This window comes from Nguyenibacter sp. L1, from assembly GCF_035199985.1.
Classification (GTDB): domain Bacteria; phylum Pseudomonadota; class Alphaproteobacteria; order Acetobacterales; family Acetobacteraceae; genus Gluconacetobacter; species Gluconacetobacter vanlangensis.
In genome coordinates this window covers 3,720,433-3,743,833 of record NZ_CP127015.1, presented here as the reverse complement: position 1 = coordinate 3,743,833, position 23,401 = coordinate 3,720,433, and the positions used below count along the sequence as shown (strand labels likewise).

Here is a 23,401-nt window from a genome sequence, read left to right as displayed (position 1 = left end):
AGATGTCCGGGTTTGAATATTTTTCGATCGCCGCCCTGCTGATCGTGTCCGGGCTCTGCCTGTCGCTGCTTCTCTTCCAGGGCATTACCGGAGTTCCGCCGCTGTCGTCGCGTTCGGTCGAGGCCGCCGATGTCGTCGCGCTGTTGAAAGAGGCCGGCCTGGCCGAACACGCGATCGTGTATGAGCTGGGCTCTGGCTGGGGCGCGCTGGTGATCGCACTGGCGCGCGCCTTTCCCACGGCCCGGATCCGGGGGATCGAAATGTCGCCCCTTCCCTATTGGATTGCGCGCCTGCGGACCCGCAACCTGCCCAACGTATCGCTGTGGAGGGGGAATTTTTACGATTGCGACCTGACGGATGCGGCGGGCGTGACGTGCTATCTGATGATCCAGCCGATGCCGAAACTGGCGGGGTTCCTCGATCGCATGCTCGCGCCCGGCACGCCGGTGGTCTCGCTCTCCTTCCGGTTCCGCGACAGGGCGGCGGCCGCGTCCCGGGACACCGCCGGGCCTCTCGGCGCGGCGGCGCTGTATGTCTGGCCCGCGCGCCGGGCCGATGCTCCGGCGGATTGACGATCTTCGTCGCTTGATCGGCCCGCGCGCTGCGGTCAGGATGGATTGGCTGAAATTCCTGGGATCGCGTGCCGTGGACGGCGCGAGCGGTCAGGAGAGGTCGGGTCGGGGAAGGACGAGATGCCGCGTGCTGCAGGGGATCGTGCGATGTCGGGGTTCCGTCCCGTTCCATCGCGCTATCCATCGATCGACGCCGCCGGGGGACCCTCCGGTGCGCGTGTCCGGCAGGTCGGCTTGCCGTCGGCGTCACGGCTGCGTTCGACCTATGCCCGCGCCGATTTTGCCGACGCGTTTTCGGTGGATCTGCCGGATGCCGCGTCCCATGATGTGGAGGTGCTCGCGCGGCACGTCTTCGCGCAGCCTGCCGCGTGGGTCGCGATGCTGCTGAGAATCCGGGACGGTCTTGTACGGCCCTTCGGCATTCGGAGCACGGCCGGGCTTCGGGCCGGCGGCGGCGACCGGATCAATTTTTTTCGGGTGTTCGCGCGGCATGATGGCGAAATCATCATCGGCGAGGACGATGCGCATCTCGATTTCCGCGTATCGCTGCTCGTGCAGCCGGCCTCTCAAGGGCAGCCCCGCCGGCTGACGGTGACCACGCTCGTCTTCTATAATCGTCTGCTGGGACGCGCGTATATTGCCCTTATCCTGCCGTTTCATCGCAGGGTGGTGCGCGCTGCGCTGGATCGCGCCCGGCAGCGCGGGTGGCCGGCCCGGTAGCGGCGAGCTTGGGGAAGGACGTGAACATGCCGCGCAAGAATGAAACCGAGCGCCGGATCGACATTGGCGCGATCGATATTGGCGCGATCGACGATGCCGTGCTCGCGCTGCTGTCCCTGACGCTGGATCGTGACGGCCGCGCCTGGAAAGGTTTCGACTGGGACGTGCTCGACCGTCTTTACCAGAAGGGCCTGATCGGCAACCCGGTCGGCAAGGCGAAATCCGTCGTGCTGACCGACGAGGGCATCGCCCGGTCGCGTGCGTTGTTCGAACGGTTGTTCATGCGAGACGGCAAGACGTGACCGGGAGGTCCTGACGCCCGGAGGGCGGGCGCTCTCGACAGCGTGGGGTGGGCGGCCTATGGGATGCCCTTGGCCGTCGCTTCGCCGCGCCGGATGGAAAGAGAGAGAGGGCTTCCCCGCATGTCGTCCGGCACACAGGGCCCGCCGCGGCAGGTTTCCCACCTGCCCCCGAGTCTGACGATCTGCGCGGTGGACGACATCACGCCGCAGCTTGCGGCGGATGCGCTGCGGCGGTCATGCCTGAAAATGCGGTTCGACAGGGCCGTGCTTCTGTCGTCGGCGCGGCCTGCGACGCTTGCGGCGGGGATCGAGCATGTCGCCATTCCCGCCCTTGCCAGCCGGGACGCGTATTCGCGCTTCATCCTGCGCGATCTTCATCATCATATCGACACGACCCATGTGCTGATCGTGCAATGGGACGGTTTCGTGCTGGATGGCACGGCGTGGGACGGGGCGTTCGCGGCCTATGACTATATCGGCGCGGTATGGGATTGGCATGCGCAGCGCCGGGTCGGGAATGGCGGTTTCTCCCTTCGGTCGCGCAAGCTGCTGAAGGCGGTGGCGGAGATCGCGCCTGAGCAGACGGCCGGGCTGGGCGAGGACGAGATGATCTGTCGCGTGCTGGCTGCGCGGCTGGAGAGCGAATTCGGCATCGTTTTCGCGCCGGAGGCCCTGGCCCGCCGTTTCGCGTACGAGCGCGCGCTGCCGGATGGACGGACCTTTGGATTTCATGGTTTTTTCAATCTGTGGCGCCATCTTGGTGATGACGATCTGCTTGAGATCACCGCGGCACTGCCCGTGGGCCTGGTCAGGAGCCGTGAATTTCTGGAATATGCGGCCTGCTGCCTGGCGGTGAAAAAATATTCGGCCGCGCATGCCGCCATGCGGCGGCTGCTGGCCTGCGTGGGCGGGGATGGGCTGGACGCGCATTTCCGCCAGGCCGGCGTGGCGCCGGAATTTGCGAAAATGCTTTTGGAGATATAGGGCGGATTGCGATGGGGTGGAACCGTCCCGTCACGCGATGCTATCCGGCGGTCCGGCTGGGTTCGGACCGCCGGCATGTCATGCACCGATATGCGGTCATTGCGATTCCGGCGGGGTAATCTACGGCATTGATCGGCAGACGGGAGAACCCCGCCTGGCAGACATAGGTCCACATATCCGCGCCGAATTCCGTCCAGACTTCCGACCCTATGGCCGGGCCGCCATGCCGGCTGACCGGCGATCCCTCGCGCCCGCGCGACGTCCCGCAGACGATGACGGGGACGGTGAAGCACAGGCGGCCGGAAACGGAAGCGCTTGCATGTCCGCCTGGGGATAGCGAATGAGCGTGTGCTTCGGAAGGTTCATGAGTTCAGGGATCAGGATCCTGCCTCATTGATTTCGAGAATGGACAGGTCCGACAATCGGAAACATCAGGCCCGGAACATCACAAATCCCGTTATCAGGCTAGCTCATTGTTTTAACGAGCATCTTTATCCGACCGGATGAGTCCATCCGGTCGGATGATGCTCTAGCGCAGGTCATAGCGGCAATCGGCGGGACTGGCGTACGCCTCAGAGCACCTGTTTCTCGTTCAGTTCGGAGAAATTGCGAATCTTCACCGAGTGATCGGGGAATCGGGCAACGATTTCCAGTTCACCCCCCATCGCCTCGATAAAGCGGCGGAGTGTGCTGACATACATGTCGGCCCGCTTCTCGATCTTGGCGACCGACCCCTGCTTGATCTGCAGCGTCTGGCCGATTTCCTCCTGCGAGAGTTTCAGGGCACGCCGCACTTCGGCGAGGTCCATTTCCCCACCGAGACGCTGCGCTTCGACTTCCGCCTGGGCCTGGGCCTCGGGCGACATGCGGGCGCGAAGTTCCGCGAAACTATGCCTTCCGGCCATCGTCCTTCTCCTTTTCCAGTTCCGCCAGATGCTCATCATAAAGATCATCAGCCATCGGGATCATGCGATCGTAGAACCGCCCGTCGCCGGTCTTGTCCCCGCCGATCAGCAGGATCGCCATGCGGCGCGGATCGAAGGCATAAAACACCCGCAGCGGCCTGCCTCCACTCTGCACCCGCAGTTCCCGCATATGGGCGTGCCTCGACCCGTTGATACCGCTCGAATAGGGGAACGGCAGGCTCGGACCGCGCTGTTCCAGCTTACGCATATGGGCGTCGATGCTGATCTGCTCGGCTTCGGTGAGCGTATCCCACCATCTTCCGAACTCATCCGTATATTCGATCGGCCATTCCATAAAGTGAATACTATTCCTCCGCATAGGATCAGGTCAAGATAATTCCATCCCTCGCGGCCACACCGCCATTTGCCGCCGAATGCCGCATAGTGCCACGAGCAAGACCGGACGCCTGCCATCCCCAGAACAATCGCGGCGCTCCACGGCAAAAAGCCGGGGGTGCCAACGGCACGGTCCGGTCGTCCGTGCCGGCGCCTTCCACTCGCGCCGCGTCGTCTCGACGCGTTGTCCCTCCCCCAGCATGACGCAAACGCGAACATCCGGAAAGGACACGGATTACGCGAGCCGGGCTTGCCGGGTGACGCGGGCTCGTCCAAGGTTCGAACGTGTTCCCGGCACCGCTTCACTGGACTATCGCCTGATGGCAACCATAGTGGCGAGGAGGTCAAGATGTTCAGCAGACAGGCTCGGATCTCGGGTTTCGGCGCGGGGCGCAGGATTGCGACGACGGCACGCGGTTATGACGTGCTGCGTGATCCCGCCCTTAACAAGGGCACTGCGTTCACGCGTCAGGAGCGGGCCGCGCTTGGCCTGAACGGGCTGCTGCCGCCGGCCGTCACGACGGATATGGAGCCCCAACTTGCGCGCGCCTATCGGGCGTACAGAGCGGCGCCGACGGATCTGGCGAAGCATATCTACATGTGGCGCCTGCACGACGACAACGTCACGCTGTTCTATGCGCTTCTGCAGCGGCATATGATGGAAATGCTGCCCGTCGTGTATGATCCGGTCGTCGGGGAGGCAATCGAGAATTACAGCGAGGTGATGACGCGGCCGCGCGGCGTGTTCCTCGGCATCGACGATCCCGACAGCGTCGAGGAAAGGCTGGCGGCGTTCGGTGCCGGGGCCGACGATATCGATCTTCTCGTCGCGAGCGATGCCGAGGAAATCCTCGGTATAGGCGATTGGGGATCCAACGGCATCGATATCTCGATCGGTAAGCTGGCTGTCTACACCGCGGCGGCGGGGGTCGATCCGCATCGCGTCGTTCCCGTGATTCTGGATGTCGGGACAGACAACGAAAAATTGCTGAACGATCCGCTTTATATTGGCTACCGGCACAGTCGCGTTCGCGGCGGCGCCTATGATGCGTTCATCGACGCCTACGTTACCGCGGCACGAAAGCTTTTCCCGAAGGCCATGCTGCACTGGGAAGATTTCGGTTCGACCAATGTGCGTCGCATCCTGGATCGTTATCGGAACACCGTTCCGACCTTCAACGATGACGTACAGGGCACGGGAGCCATCGTTCTGGGCGCCCTGATCAACGCCGTCGAACGTAGCGGCGCGTCATGGGCCGATCAGCGCGTGGTCATCCTCGGGGCCGGGACGGCGGGTGTCGGCATCGCCGACCAGATCCGCGACCAGATGGTTCGTCACGGGGTGGGCCGGCAAGACGCCGTGCGACGGATCTGGCTGGTGGATCTTCCTGGTCTGTTGACCGATGGCATGGGCGACGACCTGCTTGATTTCCAGAGGGATTACGCGCGACCGGAGGCGGAAATCGCGCAGTATCCACGGACGCCGTGCGAAACGTTGCCCGCGACGGAAACGCGCTGGCCGGCCATGGCCGGGCTTCGCGCCAAGATCGCCGCGGCCCCCGGCATCATCGATCTCGCGACGGTCGTGAAGGCCGTGCATCCGACCATCCTGATCGGGACCTCGACGACGCCGCATCTGTTCACCGAAGCCATCGTACGTGACATGGCGTCTCACGTTGAACGGCCGATCATCCTGCCGCTGTCGAACCCGACGCAACTGCATGAGGCCACGCCCACGCAGTTGATCGAATGGACTGACGGAAAGGTTCTGGTGGCGACCGGCGCGCCGTTCGACGATGTCGAACACAAGGGCGTCACCTACACGATCGGGCAGGCCAACAATGCCGCGCTCTATCCGGGCCTGGGTTTCGGGACCATCGTCTCGCGCGCGACAACGGTATCCGACGCGATGATTTTCGCGGCCGCGCAGGCCGTGGCAGGGCAGGCCACGGATACGGCGCCCGGCGCCGCCCTGCTGCCGTCGAACGAAGATTTGCGGGAGACGTCCAGCGTCGTCGCCGTGCAGGTGGCGCGCAAGGCGATCGAACAGGGGCTGGCGCAGGAGAAGCCCGGCAATATCGTCGAAGCCGTCCGCGAGCGGCAATGGTGGCCCGTTTACAATCCGGTCGAGGCTGTCTGAGGACGCTGTCTGAGTCCGGGCCGCTTGTTGCGATCAAGCCCGACGCCTCCATTAGGGCATTTCCGCTGGACACCGGTTCAGTGGAAATACCCTAAATTATTATTTTACCTAGAATTTTTGCCCCTTCAAACGAGTCCGTTCGAACGGCGGCTGGATCAGATCGCCGCCAGCCGGACATATGGTCATCTCCGTCGTTCGATGTGGACAGTACGTTCGGGAGCCTGCCCGATTTCGTGCTTTTCATATTCGTACAGATGTATTACATATGTACTGCAATCAGGGAGGCAACCATGTCCGCTGTGACATTCCGCGTCGACGATACCCTCAAGGCCGCCGCCGTTGCGAAGCTGTCGGCGCAAGGCATGTCCCTGTCCGATGTGTTGCGCGACACCCTGGCCTATATCGCCGAGACTGGTCAGCCGCCCGTCAAGCGGCGGCTCGTGACCGACGAGGACGCGAGGCTGATCGAAATCGTCCGCGAACGCCTCGCCGACCCCGCGCCGCGCCATCGCATGACGCTGGCGGAATTGAAGGCCCGTCATCCGGATGACTGAATACGCGATCGAATTCGACGATCGCGCACTCCGGGAATGGGACGATCTGGACGGGAGCGTTCGCGCCGCATTGGTTGCAGCAGGCTTCGTGCTGATGGGCGATACAGGATTGCTCGGGAGGTGAAAGCGGCCATTTCATTTGGCGGTCACGGATTTTTCTCCGCCGCCAGGCCGTTCTGCTGGTCGGGGCGTGCTGCGAGATAGGCCGCGATGGCCTGATGGCTTTCGTTGACCATCCGTTCGAGCGCCGCGATCTGTTCGTCTTTCTGTTTGAGTGTCTGAAGCAGGGTATTGATGATCTGCATGTCGGGCGACATGTCGAACGGTTTCTGGAGCACGCCGATATCGGGCGCCGCGCGGACGCCGCCCGCGCCCGGCAGGGTGCTGCTGATCGGCACCGCATCGGCGGTGCCGGCGCCCTTGCGGAAGACCAGCACCATGTCGTTCCAGCCATCCGCCGAGCGTGGCGCGACGAAGCTTTCCATCAGGTGCACGTCCATGCCCTGCCGCCGGCCCCAGGTGACGAGGGACAGTCCGCAGTCCGGATAGAACCGCCAGCAGTCCCGCGGATAGGGATGGTACCAGCCATTGCTCGGCGCGTTCACGTAAAGATAGCCGCCGGGACGGAGCACGCGCAGCGTTTCGAGGAAAATCAGCCAGAACATGTCGCTATGTTCGAAGCAGGAGGAGCTGACCACCGCGGAAAAGGTGCAATCATCAAACGGTAGGACATAGGGGTCCGCGAGCACGAGATCCACGCCGGGGCCGGCGTCCATATCGACGCCGGTATAACGCATTGCCGGACTGCAAACGGAACGCAGCGATCCGTTGACGTCCATCGATCCGAGGTCAAGGATGTGAGGGTCCTCGGCCCCCGAAGCATAATGCATGAAGAAACGGCGGCCAAGTTCAAGGGCTGTATCGTGCACTTGCAAAATTCCTGTTGCATCGTCCCGGCATTGAGACGCCCGCCGGTGAAAAACATCCACGCGCGTCTGGTGATATCCGCTTCCCGTCAGGAATAATAGCCTCGACCGGACAGGGGAACGCCTGAAGCCCGACATGCCCCGGCAGAGGGCGGCGGCTTGCGAAAGCCGGCATCGCCGGAAGGTTCGTCTTCTGCAACCGGACGGCGAAAGCCACGCTTGTGGAGATGATGGTCGCTCGGAGGCTCCTTATGACCCCCATCATTACCGTCTTCAGGCGATCGCCCGATCGCGGCAGGGGGCTGGCGCGTGACATGCGCGTTCGCTGGGCGCTTGAAGAAGTGGGCCAGCCTTATGACGTTCGCCCCGTTTCGTTCGCTGAGATGAAGAAGGCCGCGCATCTGGCGCTTCAGCCTTTCGGCCAGATTCCGACCTATGAGGACGGCGGCCTCGTTTTGTTCGAGAGTGGGTCGATCGTGTTGCATGTCGCCGAGCGCCACGCGGGCCTGCTGCCGGACGACGCCGATGCGCGGGCGCGGGCGATCACCTGGATGTTCGCCGCGCTCAACACGGTGGAGCCGCCGATCCTCGAACTCGCGACCGCCAGGCTTCTGGAGAGCGACAAGCCCTGGAGCGCGGCGCGCCTGCCGCTGGTCGCGGGGCGCGTTCGCGACCGGCTGGCGCCGCTTTCCGATCGTCTTGGCGATGCCGAATGGCTTGATGGCGCATTCAGTGCGGGGGACCTGATGATGGTGTCGGTGCTGCTCCGGCTGAGGGCGTCGGGCCTTCTGGACGACTATCCGAACCTGGCCGCCTATGTCGCCCGCGGCGAGGCGCGGCCCGCCTATAAGCGGGCTTTTGCCGCGCAATACACGCCCCCGGCCGGGGAGCGGGGATGACCGTGACATCCGTCCGTCCGTCCGGCAGATCGAGAGCCGACGCCGCTTCATCCCGCTTCGCGATAGGCGTCACGCACCGCGTCCGGCCGATTGGCGATTGCGCGCAGATAGCTCCTGGCCGCGGTGTCCGGCGTGCGTTCGCCGCTTTCCCATCCCTTGATGGTTTCTTCCTCCAGCCCATACCAGAGCGCGAACTGACGGCGGCTGAGCTTCAGCCTCTTCCGGATGGCGGCAACGTCCACCTCGGCCTTGTGGTCATTGTGGACCGCCCGGATGCCGGCCTGGCCGAGATCGGCGGTCACAGCCTCGACGCTATCGGTGCGCGGCAGCAGGACGACCGCGCGCCCCAGGTCCTGGCCCTTCGTTTCCGCGATCAGCGTCTCGATGACATGTTTGGCTGCCAGCATCGTCGTCCCCCGCCTGGCCAGCGCCATCGTGGCGGCAATCGCATTCAATCCCGGCCAATCCTTACGTTCCAAGGTCAGGGAGAATCTGGCGCGTGAACCGGAACGGACGCGGGACATGGCCCGGACCGGCCCCAGTCGTGCGAATTCCTCCTTCAATGACGATTTCATCGGGATCCATCCTTTCCAGAACGGCCTGAGCAATGGTTTTCAGATTGGCGAACCCGACCGCGTTGCCCGTCGCGCCATGGATATGCGTGCCGATCAGTTTTATCGACCGTCCCGGCCGGTCCACGGTGAATTCGGCCATCACGAACAAAACTGTCCTTTCGATTCCAAAATTCGCTTGCGAATTCCGGAATCAGGACACCAGGGACCAGAAGCCGAGCTTGCGCCTGTGACGTGTCTTGAGGTGGGTCATGAATGCCTCGTGGGTTTCCAGGCCCGGGGCGTCGGTCATCATGGGGGCGAGGGCATGGCAGGCTTTGAGGTCCTTCGCCGCGTAGGAATAGGAGCGGGAGAGCGCCTGGTCCAGCACCGCCTCGACCAGGCGGCGGTAAAGCCGTGTGGCCTCGTTGGGATGGGCTTCCGAGAGGCGTTCGGCCGCCGGGCGCAGGGTCGCGTAATTCCGCCCGTCCAGCGTGTCGGCGTGGGTACGCACGAGGCGGGCGGCCTCGTCCAGCGCGGGCCATTCCAGCAGGGCGGCGAGCGCCGCCGCCCTGTCGGGGAAATCGATGATGTGGGCGAGCGCCTGCTCCTCGGCATCGATCGCGTCGTAGTCGCCGAGATGGCGCTGGTAGGCCCGCCAGTGCGGCAGGCTGAGGCGTGTGTGGAAGATTTTCAGTCGCAGGGCCTGGGCCGTGTCCCGTTCTCCCGCGGCCTCATGGGCTTCGATCCTGAGATCGTCGCTTGCGCCGTCGAACCGAACGGCCTCGGCCGGTTCGCGCGCGAGCCATTCCAGGGCCTCGCGGGCGCGGCCCTTGTCCAGCAGGCGCCGCGCCACGTCGCCGATGAAGCGGTCCGGGTGCGTGCCGAGGCCGACGGCCTCGATATAGGCCGCGACATCGTCCATGGCGTCGGCCAGGTCCTGCAACCGGCGCGTGATGCGAAAGCGGGCGCCGATGGCACGATAATCCTCGCCGTCCCTGGGAAGCGGCAGGGCCTGCAGCCGCTTCATGAGCGTCGCCCTCAGCAGCGCCGCCCCGTCCGTTCCGAGCGCGGCCCGGCACGACGACAGCAGGTCGTCGCATGTGCCGTACTCGTCACTGTCGAGGAGCGTGAGAATATCCTCGACGACATCGGCCGGTTTCCGGTTGGGCAGGCGGCCCCAGAGCCGCCCGAGATCCGACGCGGCGTCGCAGAACACGTTCGACAGATAGCCGTTGTCGTCGCTTCGCTCATGGATGGACGGCGCGAGTTCCACGAGCAGGCGCATGGTCCGCGCTGCCGTTTCGATATCCGCCGCCGCGACGTCTTCGAGAATCGTGTGCCGCAGGGCGTCCAGTTCCGCCGCCAGCGGCTTCAGCTTGTCCCAGGACAGGAACCCGCGGGACCGCTGGATCGCGCGCAGGCGCTTCTCGACCTCCTTGCCGAGCCGGTCCCTGGCGTGGGCGGCCGTCAGCGCCATGCGCAGCGTCCGGCCGAGGGCCGCGTCGTGCTCGGCCAGTTCCATCAGGAATGAGGCCAGGCGTTCGGCGCCGAGCGCCTGCAGGTTTTCCCGGGTGAGGGTCGTGCCCGCCTTCGCCGGCACGGCGGGCTTGCGGGACGCGGTTTTCGGCGCGCGGGATTTCGGCGCCGGAGATTGCGATGAGGGGGATTTCGGCGAGGGGGATCGGGCCATGGCGGCAGGTTATGGGAGGGGATCGCGCGGCGCAATCGAGCCGGCCGAGGAGGGCGAGCCGGGATTGCATATTCCCTTTTGCGCCGAATAATGGCCCGCTCGATGTTCATGGAGGGAAGACGGGCATGGAGGAAAAGACGGGATGACGATACGCATGGTGCTGGGCTGCGCCGCGCTGGTGATGGGCCTGGGCGCGGGAGCGGCGCGGCCAGCCCTGGCCTGGGGTGGGAATGGGCATGCGATCGTCGCCGATATCGCCGAGGCGCGCCTGAGCCCGGCCGCCGCGCGGCAGGTGGGCGATCTGCTGGCCCTGGAAGGCCATCGGACGATGGATCAGATCGCCTCGTGGCCCGACAGCATCGGCCATATTCCGCCTGAGCGGGGCGGGGCGCCGGAGACCCTGCCGTGGCATTATGTCGATATCGACGTCGCCGCCCCCGGCTATGCCGCCGCCGATTGTCCGGACGGGAATTGCGTGGTGGCGCGCCTGCCGGACCTGTTGCGCGTGCTGGGCGACGCGCGTGCCCCGCGCGCGAAGCGGCTGGCGGCCCTGAAATGGGTGGTGCATCTGGTGGGCGACATCCATCAGCCGCTGCACGCCGCCGAACGCGACCATGACAAGGGCGGCAACATGGTCAAGGTCAGCTATTTCGGCGAGACGCGGAACGGGCACCTGAACCTGCATTCCCTGTGGGACGAGGGGATTCTGGAACACGAAACCGGCCTGACGACCGGCCCGCATTACGCGATCGACCTGGCCCGCGCGCGGCAGGAGGCCGCCATCCTGAACGACGCGATCACGCCGGGACAGGCGGCGGCCTGGGCCCCGCAGGGCCTGCCCGGATCGCTGGGTCCGGTCGTCGCCGCCTGGGCGAACGAGAGCCATGCCCTGGCGCGCGACGTGGTCTATGCCGACCTGCCCCACGCCGGAAACGGCCCCGGGATTGCACCCGGGATTGCATTGGGCGCGCCCTACGACCAGGCGGCGTGGCCGGTGATCCAGGTCCGCCTGGAGCAGGCCGGGGTGCGGCTGGCGGACGTGCTGAACGCCGCCCTGCCGGCCGCGGCGTCCGCGCCGGTCCGGGCGCGCTGATTGTAATGTTTCTGATGTGCTGATCACCGAGAGGATTTTCATGTTCCGCACCCGTTTTGCCGCCCTTCTGCTGGCCTCGGCCTGCCTGGCGCCCTGTCTGGCACCCGGTCTGGCGTCCCCTGGCCTTGCCGCCGACAAGCCGGCCGAAGCGTCGAAGGCCGACACGGCCAAGGCCGCGCCGGCGGAGAACGGCCAGGCCGGGCTGCTGCCCGCGGATTCGGTCACGAAACATCGCTATACGGCCGGTGGGCGGACCATCGCCTATACCGCCCATGCCGGAACGCTGACGCTACGCGACGAGGACGGCAAGCCGGGGGCCAAAATCTTCTATGTCGCCTATACCCAGGATGGCGCGGGGCCGGGGCGGCCGGTCTCGTTCTTCTTCAATGGCGGGCCGGGCGCGGGCACGGCGTACCTCAACCTGGGCGCGGCGGGGCCGCGGGCCCTGCAATTCCCGGCGGGCATGCCCACCGACGGCGCGGCGGCGCGCCTGGTGGACAATCCCGACAGTTGGCTGCCGGCCACGGACATGGTGTTCATCGACGCGGTCGGCACCGGCTATAGCCGGCCGATCGACCCGCACAAGGCGGCCGACGCCTATTACGGCGTGACCAAGGACGGTTCGGCCTTCGCCAAGGCCATCGAACTGTGGGTCGGACAGAACGGACGGCAGGCCTCGCCCCATTACCTGGTCGGCGAGAGCTATGGCGGCATCCGTTCGATCCAGGTCGCGTGGCAGTTGCAGCAGCAGCAGAACCTGATCGTCAACGGCATCGTCATGATCTCGCCGGCCATCCAGATGCAGTTCCTGGATGCGGCCAACAATCCGCTGGCCTCGGCCATGACGCTGCCGACCTTCATTGCCGCCCATCTGGACGCGGCGCATCAATTGACGCCGGCGGCGCTGGACGATGCCTATCGCTATGCGTTCGGGCCCTATCTGACGACGCTGGCGAACGCGCCGCCGCAGGGGGCGGAGGCGCAGGCGTTCTATGCCGAGATCGCCCGGCGTACGGGCCTGCCGGAAGAGGTGGTGGCCAAGCAGCGCGGCGCGCTGGACCCGATGTCGCACGACGTACGCAGCCGCGGCGGGCGGCTGTATGGGCTGTACGATTTCACGCAATCCATCGCCGATCCGTATCCCGAGGGGATCGACAACAACGACAGCCCCGATCCGACGCTGTTCGGGTTCGGCCGGGCCTATGGCAATGCCTTCGCCGGCTATGCCGCGAACGAGCTGGGCTTTCGCACCGAGCTGACGTACGACCTGCTGAGCATGGAGGTGAACGGCGCGTGGCGCTGGGGCGACCATGGGTCGCCGATGACCGACCAGGTCGCGCTGCTGCGCAAGCTGCTGGCGATCGATCCCGGCCTGCGCGTCTTCGTCGCCAACGGCTATTTCGACATGGCCTGCCCGTTCGGCACCACACGCTGGACCCGCGACCATATCCCCGTCGGCGCCGAGCGGATCGGCCTGCATCTCTATCCCGGCGGGCATATGCTGTACACCCGCCCCGAGAGCCGCGCCGCGCTGTGGCATGACGTCGAAGGCTTCTATGCCGCATCGGCCGTGCAATTGAAGTGATCGGCGGTGGCCGGCCGGGGACGCGGGACCCGCGTCTTCGCCGGTCTGGGCTTTCGTCGGTCCGGGCTTTCGGCGGATAAACTTAGCCGAATGGATTACTGACTTGACAGGAATGCGCGGATGCAATTAGTTAGCCATATGGCTTACCTTGATCGCGTCTTTCACTCTCTGTCGGATGGCACCCGCCGCGCGGTCATCGCGCAGCTTGCGGGCGGGCCGGCCAGCGTCGGCGAGTTGGCGCGGCAGCATCGCATGGCCCTGCCCAGCTTCATGAAGCACATCCATGTGCTTGAGGAGAGCGAGATCGTCGTCTCTCGCAAAATGGGCCGGGTCCGCATGTGCCAGTTGCGTCCCGGCGCGCTGGCGGCGGCGCAAGGCTGGCTGGAACAGGAGCGGCGTGTTTGGGAAACCCGCTTGAATCAATTGGATTCCTTCGTCGAAACGCTGGCCGAACAGGACAATACCCATGGACATGAATGACCAGATCGACCCCGACCTCGACCTCGTCCTCGAACGCACGGTCAAGGCCAGCCCGGCCCAGCTATGGCGCGCCTGGACCGAGCCCGACCTGCTGAAGCAATGGTTCGCGCCCCGGCCGTATGGCGTGGCCAAGGCGGACATCGCGCTTGTGCCGGGCGGCGCGTTCAATGTCGTGATGCGTTCGCCGGAAGGCGTGGATTTTCCGGAAAAGCCGGGATGCGTCCTGATCGTGGAGCCGGAGCGGCGCCTGGTCTGGACCGACGGCCTGGGGCCGCAATTCCGGCCGAATGACGAAGCCTTCATGACGGCGGAGATCACGATGGAGCCGGTCCCCGGCGGCACGCGCTATCGCGCGCTGGTGCGGCACAAGAGCGCGCAGGACCGGGCGAAGCACGAGGAAATGGGGTTCTTCCAGGGATGGGGGACCTGTCTGACCCAATTGGAGGAACTGGCCCTGCGGATCTGAGACCGGGCCGGGCGTCGCGGGCCGAATCAGGGGAGCGGCTCGCCTTGTGGGGTTCTGGTGTGGCGCGTTCTCGTGTAGGGCGGCTTGGTCGTTCCTGCGTGATCGTTCCTGCCTGATCGTTCCCACTTGGCCGTTCCGAGGTGAGAAGCCTGCCATGATTTTTGTCCGCGCGTGCCTGTTCAACGTCTATTTCATGTTGCTGACGCTGGTCATGGGGGTCGGGGCGTGGCCGATCCGGCTGTTCGCGCGGTCGCTGGCGCTGCCTTATGCCAAGCTGTGGACCCGGCTGGCGGTCGGCGGGTTGCGCCGGATCTGCGGCATCCGGCTGGTGGTGACGGGGCGGGAGCATCTGCCGGCGGCCCGGCCCTGCCTGGTGGCGTCGCAGCACCAGTCGGCGTTCGACACGCTGGTGTGGATGAACCTGGTGGAGCGGCCGGCCTATGTGATGAAAGAGGAGCTGACGCGCCTGCCGCTGGTGGGGCCGATGCTGCTGCTGGCCGGGATGATCCCGGTGCGGCGCGCGGAAGGCGCGAAGGCGCTGCGGGCGCTGCTGGGCGCGGCCGGGCAGGCGGCGGCGGACGGGCGGCAGATCGTCATCTTTCCCGAAGGGACGCGGACCCGGCCGGGCGAGACGGCCAGGCTGCACCCCGGCATCGTCGCGATGGCCGGACATACCGGCCTGCCCGTCATTCCTGTGGCCACGGATTCCGGCCTGTGCTGGTCGCGCAATGCGTTTGTCAAGCATCCCGGAACGATCCATATCGCCATCGGGGCCGCCCTGCCGCCGGACCTGGGGCGGAACGGGATTCTTCCCGCGATCTCAGCGGCCTGGGACGATTTGTCCCGCGGATTTACGGCCCGGGACCCACGGGACAATCCTGTGGATAACTCTGTGGGCGTTCCTGTCCCCCATTCGGTCGATCAATAAGATTTGTCGTTCCCCTGGAAGAGGGGCCGGGCGGTCCGCCCGGCGGCGCAGGGGGCGGGTGGATCGGGGTGCCGGGGCTGAAAATCCCGCAAGTGCTTTATTTCGCAACGAATAAATTTCTATCCGCGCAGGGTTGACGCCGAGTCGGCATGGGCCGAAACAAAGGGTTACGGCAGGGGCGGAACCGCGTGCGGCGCCTGTGGATAAATTCCATACGGCTGCGCGGCGACCCTAGCGCCATCAATGTTAATCTTATGTGAATCAAGTTGTTCGCGGCCATTTTTGACATGCGTGATCGAACGGCGTGATCGTACCCGCCCCTCCTGCCCTGTCCCGGATGGCGAGACGGATCGTCCAGGGGTGCCGGGCGCGGCGCCTGGCCGTGCCGTGTCTAACTGTGCCGTGTCTGGCCGTGGCGTGTCTGATGCTGGCCGACCTGTCGGCATGGTGGGTGGCGCAGTGCCGGCTGGATGCGGCGGTGGCGCGCTGGAGCGCCGATCTGGCCCGCCAGGGGTGGCAGGTGCGGACGGGCGTGCGGATGCGCGGCGGATCGCCGCTGACGGCGCGGATCGTGCTGGCGGGACTGGCGCTGGACGGGCCGATCGGCGGGCCGGCGGGGCGTGACCGGGCCGCCTGGGCGGCGGAGCGCGTGGTGTTGTCGCTGTCGCTGCTGCATCCGGGGCGGTTGCGCGTGGGGCTGGACGGCGCGCAGGTGCTGCGCGTGACCGACCCGGCGCGGCCGGACGCGGCATGGGTGCTGCGCGGCCGGGGCGAGGCCGCGCGCATCATGCTGCCGCTGGCGGAGATGCCGGGACGATCGGGACGGCCGGGCGGGATGGCGGCCGGACACGCGACCTGGGCGGCCCGGCGTCTGGCGCTGCGGGTGACGGGACCGGGGGGATGGTCGATCGGGTTCGGCCTGGCGGGATTGCACGGGCGCGGCGTCTGGGATGAGGCGGCCGGCCCGGCGGCGAGCCGCCTGGCGCTGGCGCTGTCGGTCCGGCAGGTGTGGCTGCCGCGGGAATTGCCGTTTCGGCGGCCCTTGGGGTGGTCCGTGCCCCCTGCCCTGCCGGAGGCCGGGATGCTGCGGGATGGCGGGGTGACGCTGGCGCTGGCGGGCGATGGGCGCACCCTGCTGGTGCAGGATGTGCATGCCGCCTGGTCGACCCTGTCGGTGCGTCTGGTGGGGCGCCTGGTGGGGCGTTGCTGTCTGGAATGGGCCAGCCTGGAATGGGCCTGTCTGGAACGGGGTCTGGAACGCGATGGGGCGGACGGGGACCTGACCCTGTCGGTGGCCGGGATCGGCCGGACGGTGCGCGCGCTGGGCCGGGATGGGCCGGTGGCGCCGGACCTGGCGCGGGCGATCGACGCGATCGACCGGTGGGCGGCGGGGATGCCGGGGGTATCCCGGGGCGATGCGCATGGAAGCATGCGTCGGGACGAGAGCGATGACGGGGGCGAGAACCGGGGAGAGGACGGGCCGGCGCCGAGCGACCGGCCGGTGGACCTGACGCTGCGGCTGCGCGGGCGGCAGGTCTTTATCGGGAGCGTGCCTGTCGGGTGGCCGTGAAATCCGTCGTGAAATCCATGGCGTCGGCATCGGCGTCGGAGGGAGCGAGGGCGTCGCGCAGGGACGCGACTTCCTGCCGGAGGCGCTGGAGTTCCTGCTCCATGGTTTCGGCGGCGGATGGCGCGGAAGACGGCGCGGGTTCGGGGGAGCGGGAGGCCGGGGGCTGGTCGGGCGCCGGCTGGTAGAAGGCGGCGAACATCGACATGGCGCGGTCCATCATCGCCAGGTTCTGCCGCCCGATCTTTTCCATCTCGGGCGGCAGGAAGGTTTCCATCGTCCGCTGCATCGTGGCGCGGACCTGCTTCTGGCCGGCGGCGAACTGTTCCATCATCTGGTCCAGATAGTCGGGCACCAGCCCCTGCATGCTGTCGCCGTAGAAGCGGATGAGCTGCCGGAGGAAGGTGGCGGGCAGCATGGCGCGGCCCTTGGTCTCTTCCTCCATGATGATCTGGGTCAGGACGGCGCGGGTGATGTCGTCGCCGGTGCGCGCGTCATGGACCACGAACTCCTTGCCAGCGCGGACCATATCAGCCAGCGTGTCGAGGGTGATGTAGATCGAGCTTTCGGTGTCGTACAGGCGACGGTTCGCGTATTTCTTGATGACGATCGGGGCGACCGGGCTGCTGGCATCCGGCAATATGGCCTCCATCAACGAAGCTGGGCCGTCGGTCGGCACGGGGTGGGCGGAACGAAGCGATGGCACGTCCTGGCTGAACGCGAATCCGGCGAGGATGGATGCATCACGGCCGCCTGTATGCGGCCGGGAAAGCGGAAAGGATAGCATGAGACGCAGCAGGATGCACGATGCGCCGCGCGGCCGGATGGCGGTTTTCCGCGAGACGGGCGCGGATGACCGGTAATCCGCCCGATCCGGCGGCGCTGATGCGGGACTGGATGGCGATCTGGCAGAGCGAGGGCGCCGCCTTGCGCATGGACCGGGAATGGGCCGAGACGATGCAGCGCGTGGCGCGGTTCTGGACCGAACATGCCGCCCCTGCCCCGGCGCCGGCGGGCGCTGAGAAGGAAGCGGCCGGGGATGCGGCCGCTGGGGAAGGAGCGCGCGATCGTGACGCAGGATCCTGGACCGGGGGCTGGCCGCCTTTTCCCGCCTTTGCCCCCGGGGCCGATGCTGCGCCGTGGGCCGCGCCCGCTGGCGCTGCACCTGCTGGCGGCGGCGAACTGGGGGCCATCCTGGGGGCCATCCGGGCGCAGCTCGACCGGATCGAGCAGCGGCTGGACCAGTTGGACGCCCGGCTGGCCGGGCGGGCCGACGGCGGCGACGCCCCCCGGCCGAAGCGCGGTCGCCGTGCCGGGGGGACCGGAGGGGGAGACTGATCCGGCGGCGGGCGCGTCCGCCGTCCCGGACCCCGCTTTCATCGATCCCGCTTTCATCGATCCGGCCTTCATCGCGGGGGTGGCGGCCTATCGCCGGCATCCGTACCGGCGCGTCGATCCGTCGCCGCCGCCGGTGTTGTGGCGCCAGGGAGAGATGCGGGTGCTGGATTACGCGCCCGGCGGCGGCAGGCCGGTGCTGTTTGTCCCGAGCCTGGTGAACCGGGCCTATATCCTGGACCTGATGCCCGGCGGGGACGGGAACGGGGGCGCCGGACTGTCGATCCTGCGCGACCTGGCGGGGCGTGGGGTGCGGCCGCTGCTGCTGGATTGGGGCTGGCCGGGCGAGGCGGAACGCGGGCTGGATTGCGCGGGCTATGTCACGCAACGCCTGGAGCCGGCGCTGGAAGCCGTGGCCACGCGATGCGGCGGGCCGGTGAGCCTGGCCGGCTATTGCATGGGCGGGCTGCTGGCGCTGGCGGCGGCGGGACGGCGGCCCGAGCTGGTCCGCGCGCTGGTGCTGCTGGCGACGCCGTGGGATTTCGCCGCTTCCGGCACCGGGGGCGGCGGCGCGGAGATCGCGACGCTGCTGACGCGGATCCTGGCCCCCTATACGGGGATGATGGCCCTGACCGGGACGGTGCCGGTCGATGCGCTGCAGGCGGCGTTCGCCGCGATCGACCCGGCGGGAATCGTCCGCAAGTTCCGCGAATTCGGCGCCGGGACGCGCGATGCGGCGCAGGCGGCGCTGTTCGTCGCCATGGAGGATTGGCTGGGCGACGGCGTGCCTCTGGCCGCCCCGGTGGCTGTGGCGTGCATCCGCGACTGGTACGGCGCGAACCTGCCGATGCGCGGGCAATGGCAGGTGGGCGGGCGGGCGGTGCGCCCCGAGGCGCTGGCCATGCCGGTGCTGGTGGCTGTTCCGGAGCGCGACCGCATCGTCCCGCCCGCCAGTGCGCGGGTGCTGGCCGGGCTGATCCCGGGCGCGAGCGTGCTGTCGGTGGCGGGGGGACATGTGGGGATGGTGGCCGGCCCGCGTGCCCGCGCCCTGCTGTGGGAGAGGCTGGGCGCGTGGCTGCTGCGCCATGGATGAACGGCGCGGGGGCGGATAAAGCGGGTGGCCGGGGGCGGGAGATCCTGTAAAACCAGAGCGACGTCGTTCGGGCGCCCTATCCATCAAGCCCCGCCCATCAGGCCCCATCCACCAGGGAAACATCCATGATCAGTGCCGAGCGCCAGACACCGCGCGTAGCCCTGGTGACCGGCGGCACGCGCGGGATCGGCGCGGCGGTCAGCCGAGCGCTGCGCGATGCCGGACGGCGTGTCGTCGCCACCTATACCGCCCGGCGGGACGAGGCGCGGGCGTTCGAATCGGCCACCGGCATCCGGACAATGGCCTTCGACGTCGGGGATTTCGCGGCGTGCGAGGATGCGCTGGCGCGGATCGCCGCGGAAGACGGGCCGGTGACGATCCTGGTCAACAATGCCGGGATCACGCGGGATTCGACCATCGGGAAGATGACCCGCGCGGCGTGGGACGCGGTGATCGACACCAACCTGGGCGCCGCGTTCAATCTGTGCCGGCTGACCATGCCCGCCATGCGGACGGAGGGTTTCGGCCGGATCATCAACATGGCGAGCATCAACGGCCAGACCGGGCAGTTCGGCCAGGCGAACTATGCGGCCTCGAAGGCCGGGCTGCAGGGCCTGACCCGCGCGCTGGCGCTGGAGGGCGCGCGGCACAACATCACCGTCAATACCTTGGCCCCGGGCTATATCGACACGGCGATGCTGGACACCGTGCCGCCGCAGATCCTGGCCGACATCGTGGGACGGATTCCGGTCGGGCGGCTGGGCACGGCCGACGAGGTGGCGCGCTGCGTCACCTTTCTGACCGCCGAGGAGTCGGGCTTCATCACCGGGTCGACCCTGTCGGTCAATGGCGGGCAGCATATGGCGTAAAGCTGCCGCCCGGGGCGGGGTCAGGCGGCGCCGAGGGCCGGAGCGATGCGGCCTTCGGCGTCGACGCGGAATGCGGCGGCGCCGGTGGAGAGCAGAATCTGGCTGTGCTCGCAGGGGCCGAGGCCGGTGCAATGGGTCACGCGGCGGATGCGCATCAGCGTGCTGGCGGGCGGCAAGCGCAGCCAGTCGGCGACGGCCGGGCCGATCGCGGCGAGATCGACCGACACGTCGGCATGGTCGATCGCAAGCCCCAGCCGCCGGGTGAGGATTTCCGCCGAGGATGTTTCGCGGGCCATGTCCCTGGTGATCCGCTCGGCCAGGGCGGGAGGATAATGGACCTCGGTCACCGCGACGCGCCTTCCGTTGACGGAAAAGCCGCGGCGCAGGCCCAGCGCCGTGTCGCCCAGCCCGAGCGCCGCGCGCACCTCGGCGGGAGGCGCGGTCATGCCGAAGGCCAGCAATTCGGTCTCGGGCGCCAGCCCCTGCCCGGCCAGGATGTCGCCGAACGAATAGATCGCGCTTTGCCGCCCGTCGCGGCGCACCGCGCTGACGAAGGTGCCACGCCCATGGCGGCGGACCACCAGTCCGCGTTCGGCCAGGTGGGCCAGCGCCTGGCGGATGGTGATCCGGCTGACATCATAGAGAGCGCAGAGTTCGGCCTCGGACGGGAGGCGATGGAGAAAGCGTGGGTCGTGGCCGATATGCCGGCCGATATCGGCCGCCACCTGCAGATAGAGCGGATCGGGGCTGGCGCTGTCGAGAGCGGCGGCGAAGGCGCGCGGGCTTGTCGGCATGGAGGACTCGCGATCGTTGCTGAATGGGATTGAAATGGCGCCGACGTTGTTATAGGACATCATATAACAACATGAGACATCTTGCCGCGAGCGAACGCCAAAAGCCCGCGCCCTGTCAATGTCGCGCCCATAACCGTGCCCTTCCCTCCAGGATTGCCTTCAGGACCCGATGATGAAACGCTGCCTGCTTCTTGTCGCCACCGCGCTGGCCAGTGGCGCGATGCCCGGTCTGGCACATGCCGATACCCGCGATACCCAGGATGCCGCCCATCGGGGTGCTGCCGTGTCCGCCCCGCCGCGCGTCGCGTCTGCCGCGGGGAAAGGCAGGAGCGGCGCAAAGGCGGCCGAGGAGATCAGCGTGGTGCGGCAGAGCGTGGGCGGCGGCCGCATGACGGTGCAGAACGGGGTGCGCAATCGCAGCGAGGTCACGCGCGATTTCATCGCCAAGCAATCGCCGACGCCGAACGTGTTCCGGCTGATGGCGAGCATGCCGGGGGCGAACGTGGCCAGCGCCGATCCGTACGGCATGGTCAGCGGCAACATCACCGTACGCGGCATGAACAGCGACCAGATCGGCTTTACGCTGGAAGGCGCGCCGCTGAACGATATCGGGTCCTACATGGCGTTTCCGACCGAATGGGTGGATTCGGAGAACCTGAACCAGGTGACGATGCAGCAGGGGTCGGCCAACCTGGATTCGCCGGTCATCGGGGCGTCGGGCGGGATCACGACCATGAGCCTGATCGATCCGGCCGAGACGTTCGGCGGCACGGTCGCGGGGTCATATGGTTCGTACCATACGCACCGGGAGTTCGTCCGGCTGAATTCGGGCCTGATCGGCCATTCGGGCGTGCGGGCGTTCGTGTCCTGGTCGCACCTGGAGGAGCCGCATTTTCGCGGCGCGGGCGACGACCACAAGCAGCATATCGATTTCAAGATGCTGAAGGAGTGGGATGGGGGGAGCCGCAGCAGCCTGGTCCTGACCTTCGACGATTCGATGAAGGTGGCCTATCTGTCGCCGACGCTGGCGCAATGGCAGCAATTGGGGCGCGATGCGAACTACGCCGAGAATTACGCGCCGAACAGCACCAGTTACTGGAAGCTGCATCAGAGCCCCTATCGCGTCATCGTCATGAGCGCGCCGCAGAAGATCGTGATCAGCGACCATGTGGGCCTGGACGTCACGCCCTATTTCTACTGGAATTCCGGGACCATCGCCTCGGCGTCGGTCCTGTCGGAAAGAGCGGTCTATGCCGGGACGCGGCGCTATGCCATCGATCTGAACAATAACGGGGTGATCGGCGACCGGGTGCTGATGTACACGCCGTTTGGCACGCCGTACGTATACCGGCCGGGCGTGGTGTCGAAGATCCATGTCGATTTCGGACATCACAGCCTGGTCTTCGGCGATTGGTACGACTGGTCGCGCGAGCGCATGGTCAACCCGTACAGCATGATCGGCGCCAATGGCGGGCCGGCGAATGTCTGGGGATTCCAGGGCAACGTGACGCTGCCGGACGGGACGCGGCTGGCCAGCTATGACAATCTGACGGTCACCCAGGTGAATTCGCTGTTCTTCGGCGACAGCTATGCGGCGCTGGGCGACAGGCTGCACCTGGAGGCGGGCATCAAGGAGACCATGGTGGCGCGCACCGGGTACAATTACCTGCCCGGCGCGCAGTACCGCAGCGGCACCAATGCGGCGGTCACCACGCCGAACCTGGGCGGGCGCTACCGGTTCGACGCGCATCACCAGATCTTCGGCGGCGTGGCCACCAATTTCCGCACGCCGACGCTGAACGCGCTGTACAACACCTATAGCGCCAGCACGGGGGCGATCACGACCCTGGCCAATCCCGGACAGAAGACCGAATATTCCATCGAGGAGGAAATCGGCTATCGTTACCAGAGCGATGTGCTGAACGGGTCGGTGACGTTCTTCAACTATAATTTCACGAACCGGCAGGTGGCGACGCAGGTCGTCATCAACAACGCGCAGATCACCCAGAACATCAATGCGGGCGGCCAGACCTCCCGCGGGGTGGATGTCGAACTGGGAACCCGGCCGTGGCACCATGTCCGGCCCTATGTCTCGGCCGAATACCTGAACGCGCGGATCGACAGCAATTACCAGGTGGGCGCCGATTTCCTGCCGACGCGGGGCAAGCAGGCGGTGCGCAGCCCGAACGTGCAGGCGGCGGTCGGGCTGGATTACGATGACGGGACCTATTTCGCGGGGGTGCAGGTCAAATATGTCGGACGGCAGTTTTCGACCTTCATGAACGACCAGGCGATGCCCGGATATGTCGATGCCGACATGAATTTCGGCTATCGTGCGCCGAAGCTGTGGCGTGCGCGGCCGGAATTTCGGCTTAATCTGATGAATGTGGGCGACAACAAATATCTGTCGGGGCCGGCCGGGATTGCGCCGTCGGCCCGCGCGACGCGGGGGATTTACGGCACGATGATCGGGGCGACGGGGACACCGACCTATTACGTGGCGGGCGGATTTGCCGCCATAATCACGGCGAGCACGGGGTTCTGATCCC

The 23,401-nt window shown here is 66.8% G+C and carries 26 protein-coding genes; 18 read left to right on the top strand and 8 right to left on the bottom strand.

Going from position 1 to position 23,401, the window contains the following annotated elements; all coding sequences use genetic code 11:
- Window positions 1–2: 2 nt before the first annotated feature.
- The 4 genes from QN315_RS16885 (at window position 3) to QN315_RS16870 (ending at window position 2,578) form a co-directional block, all read left to right on the top strand.
- Entirely contained in the window at window positions 3–572 is a 570-nt protein-coding gene (locus QN315_RS16885; RefSeq protein ID WP_323990537.1) for a class I SAM-dependent methyltransferase, read from the top strand.
- 147 nt (window positions 573–719) lie between these two features.
- Entirely contained in the window at window positions 720–1,292 is a 573-nt protein-coding gene (locus tag QN315_RS16880) for a DUF2867 domain-containing protein (protein ID WP_323990536.1), read from the top strand.
- A 26-nt stretch (window positions 1,293–1,318) separates the two neighbouring features.
- The gene (locus QN315_RS16875; RefSeq protein WP_323990534.1) at window positions 1,319–1,594 is read left to right on the top strand and encodes a DUF6429 family protein; all 276 of its coding nucleotides are present in this window, start codon (window positions 1,319–1,321) and stop codon (window positions 1,592–1,594) included.
- Window positions 1,595–1,714: 120 nt separating this feature from the next.
- Window positions 1,715–2,578, top strand: coding sequence for a DUF5672 family protein (locus tag QN315_RS16870; RefSeq protein WP_323990533.1), 864 nt, complete (start codon window positions 1,715–1,717; stop codon window positions 2,576–2,578).
- 572 nt (window positions 2,579–3,150) lie between these two features.
- On the opposite strand, the gene QN315_RS16865 is transcribed toward QN315_RS16870, so the two are convergent.
- Both QN315_RS16865 and QN315_RS16860 read right to left on the bottom strand, forming a co-directional pair.
- On the bottom strand, window positions 3,151–3,483 hold the full coding sequence (locus QN315_RS16865) for an XRE family transcriptional regulator (protein WP_323990531.1): 333 nt from the start codon (window positions 3,481–3,483) through the stop codon (window positions 3,151–3,153).
- On the bottom strand, window positions 3,467–3,838 hold the full coding sequence (locus tag QN315_RS16860; RefSeq protein WP_323990530.1) for a type II toxin-antitoxin system RelE/ParE family toxin: 372 nt from the start codon (window positions 3,836–3,838) through the stop codon (window positions 3,467–3,469). Before QN315_RS16860 ends, QN315_RS16865 begins: the two co-directional genes overlap by 17 nt.
- A gap of 390 nt (window positions 3,839–4,228) precedes the next feature.
- Between QN315_RS16860 and QN315_RS16855 the strand changes: the two genes are divergently transcribed.
- From QN315_RS16855 to QN315_RS16845, 3 genes are all read left to right on the top strand, one after another.
- Window positions 4,229–6,019, top strand: coding sequence for an NAD-dependent malic enzyme (locus QN315_RS16855; protein ID WP_323990528.1), 1,791 nt, complete (start codon window positions 4,229–4,231; stop codon window positions 6,017–6,019).
- 290 nt (window positions 6,020–6,309) lie between these two features.
- On the top strand, window positions 6,310–6,573 hold the full coding sequence (locus QN315_RS16850; RefSeq protein ID WP_110557921.1) for a type II toxin-antitoxin system RelB/DinJ family antitoxin: 264 nt from the start codon (window positions 6,310–6,312) through the stop codon (window positions 6,571–6,573).
- Window positions 6,566–6,697, top strand: a complete 132-nt coding sequence (locus QN315_RS16845) for a hypothetical protein (RefSeq protein ID WP_323990526.1) — start codon at window positions 6,566–6,568, stop codon at window positions 6,695–6,697. Before QN315_RS16850 ends, QN315_RS16845 begins: the two co-directional genes overlap by 8 nt.
- Window positions 6,698–6,719: 22 nt before the next feature.
- Here QN315_RS16845 and QN315_RS16840 read toward each other — a convergent pair whose 3' ends face one another.
- Window positions 6,720–7,637, bottom strand: a complete 918-nt coding sequence (locus QN315_RS16840; protein ID WP_323990524.1) for a class I SAM-dependent methyltransferase — start codon at window positions 7,635–7,637, stop codon at window positions 6,720–6,722.
- A gap of 113 nt (window positions 7,638–7,750) precedes the next feature.
- On the opposite strand from QN315_RS16840, the gene QN315_RS16835 reads away from it, so the two are divergent.
- Window positions 7,751–8,398, top strand: a complete 648-nt coding sequence (locus QN315_RS16835; protein WP_323990522.1) for a glutathione S-transferase family protein — start codon at window positions 7,751–7,753, stop codon at window positions 8,396–8,398.
- A 47-nt stretch (window positions 8,399–8,445) separates the two neighbouring features.
- On the opposite strand, the gene QN315_RS16830 is transcribed toward QN315_RS16835, so the two are convergent.
- Genes QN315_RS16830 through QN315_RS16820 form a run of 3 tightly spaced genes read right to left on the bottom strand, consistent with a single transcriptional unit; the run spans window position 8,446 to window position 10,642 of the window.
- The gene (locus QN315_RS16830; RefSeq protein ID WP_323990520.1) at window positions 8,446–8,853 is read right to left on the bottom strand and encodes a hypothetical protein; all 408 of its coding nucleotides are present in this window, start codon (window positions 8,851–8,853) and stop codon (window positions 8,446–8,448) included.
- A gap of 13 nt (window positions 8,854–8,866) precedes the next feature.
- Window positions 8,867–9,115 (bottom strand): hypothetical protein, encoded by a 249-nt coding sequence (locus QN315_RS16825; protein WP_323990518.1) that lies wholly within the window; start codon window positions 9,113–9,115, stop codon window positions 8,867–8,869.
- A 48-nt stretch (window positions 9,116–9,163) separates the two neighbouring features.
- Window positions 9,164–10,642 carry a DUF6880 family protein gene (locus QN315_RS16820; RefSeq protein WP_323990516.1) on the bottom strand — a complete coding sequence of 493 codons (1,479 nt, stop codon included), beginning with the start codon at window positions 10,640–10,642 and terminating at the stop codon, window positions 9,164–9,166.
- A gap of 142 nt (window positions 10,643–10,784) precedes the next feature.
- Here QN315_RS16820 and QN315_RS16815 point away from each other — a divergent pair, with 142 nt between their 5' ends.
- The 6 genes from QN315_RS16815 (at window position 10,785) to QN315_RS16790 (ending at window position 16,764) form a co-directional block, all read left to right on the top strand.
- Complete coding sequence (locus QN315_RS16815; RefSeq protein ID WP_323990514.1) at window positions 10,785–11,735, top strand: S1/P1 nuclease; 951 nt, start codon at window positions 10,785–10,787, stop codon at window positions 11,733–11,735.
- A 40-nt stretch (window positions 11,736–11,775) separates the two neighbouring features.
- Complete coding sequence (locus QN315_RS16810; protein ID WP_323990512.1) at window positions 11,776–13,320, top strand: S10 family serine carboxypeptidase-like protein; 1,545 nt, start codon at window positions 11,776–11,778, stop codon at window positions 13,318–13,320.
- A 138-nt stretch (window positions 13,321–13,458) separates the two neighbouring features.
- A complete protein-coding gene (locus tag QN315_RS16805; protein ID WP_323990510.1) occupies window positions 13,459–13,800 on the top strand; it encodes a metalloregulator ArsR/SmtB family transcription factor in 342 nt (113 codons plus the stop codon).
- On the top strand, window positions 13,787–14,266 hold the full coding sequence (locus tag QN315_RS16800) for an SRPBCC family protein (protein WP_323990508.1): 480 nt from the start codon (window positions 13,787–13,789) through the stop codon (window positions 14,264–14,266). The genes QN315_RS16805 and QN315_RS16800 overlap by 14 nt, the downstream gene beginning before the upstream one ends.
- Window positions 14,267–14,420: 154 nt before the next feature.
- Window positions 14,421–15,194 (top strand): lysophospholipid acyltransferase family protein, encoded by a 774-nt coding sequence (locus QN315_RS16795; protein WP_323990506.1) that lies wholly within the window; start codon window positions 14,421–14,423, stop codon window positions 15,192–15,194.
- 304 nt (window positions 15,195–15,498) lie between these two features.
- Window positions 15,499–16,764, top strand: coding sequence for a DUF2125 domain-containing protein (locus QN315_RS16790; RefSeq protein ID WP_323990504.1), 1,266 nt, complete (start codon window positions 15,499–15,501; stop codon window positions 16,762–16,764).
- On the opposite strand, the gene phaR is transcribed toward QN315_RS16790, so the two are convergent.
- Window positions 16,733–17,413: a polyhydroxyalkanoate synthesis repressor PhaR gene (gene phaR / locus QN315_RS16785; RefSeq protein WP_323990501.1), complete on the bottom strand. Its 681-nt coding sequence runs from the start codon at window positions 17,411–17,413 to the stop codon at window positions 16,733–16,735. The two genes, QN315_RS16790 and phaR, sit on opposite strands and share 32 nt — an antisense overlap.
- Window positions 17,414–17,613: 200 nt before the next feature.
- Here phaR and QN315_RS16780 point away from each other — a divergent pair, with 200 nt between their 5' ends.
- The 3 genes from QN315_RS16780 to phbB all read left to right on the top strand — a co-directional run bounded on the left by QN315_RS16780 (window position 17,614) and on the right by phbB (window position 20,058).
- Window positions 17,614–18,099, top strand: a complete 486-nt coding sequence (locus tag QN315_RS16780) for a hypothetical protein (RefSeq protein ID WP_323990499.1) — start codon at window positions 17,614–17,616, stop codon at window positions 18,097–18,099.
- Complete coding sequence (locus QN315_RS16775) at window positions 18,071–19,189, top strand: alpha/beta fold hydrolase (RefSeq protein WP_323990497.1); 1,119 nt, start codon at window positions 18,071–18,073, stop codon at window positions 19,187–19,189. The genes QN315_RS16780 and QN315_RS16775 overlap by 29 nt, the downstream gene beginning before the upstream one ends.
- A 125-nt stretch (window positions 19,190–19,314) precedes the next feature.
- Window positions 19,315–20,058 carry an acetoacetyl-CoA reductase gene (gene phbB, locus QN315_RS16770; protein ID WP_323990495.1) on the top strand — a complete coding sequence of 248 codons (744 nt, stop codon included), beginning with the start codon at window positions 19,315–19,317 and terminating at the stop codon, window positions 20,056–20,058.
- 20 nt (window positions 20,059–20,078) lie between these two features.
- Here the strand turns inward: phbB and QN315_RS16765 are convergent, their stop codons facing one another.
- Complete coding sequence (locus QN315_RS16765; RefSeq protein WP_323990493.1) at window positions 20,079–20,852, bottom strand: GntR family transcriptional regulator; 774 nt, start codon at window positions 20,850–20,852, stop codon at window positions 20,079–20,081.
- A gap of 169 nt (window positions 20,853–21,021) precedes the next feature.
- Between QN315_RS16765 and QN315_RS16760 the strand changes: the two genes are divergently transcribed.
- Window positions 21,022–23,397: a TonB-dependent receptor domain-containing protein gene (locus QN315_RS16760; RefSeq protein ID WP_323990492.1), complete on the top strand. Its 2,376-nt coding sequence runs from the start codon at window positions 21,022–21,024 to the stop codon at window positions 23,395–23,397.
- Window positions 23,398–23,401 lie beyond the last annotated feature (4 nt).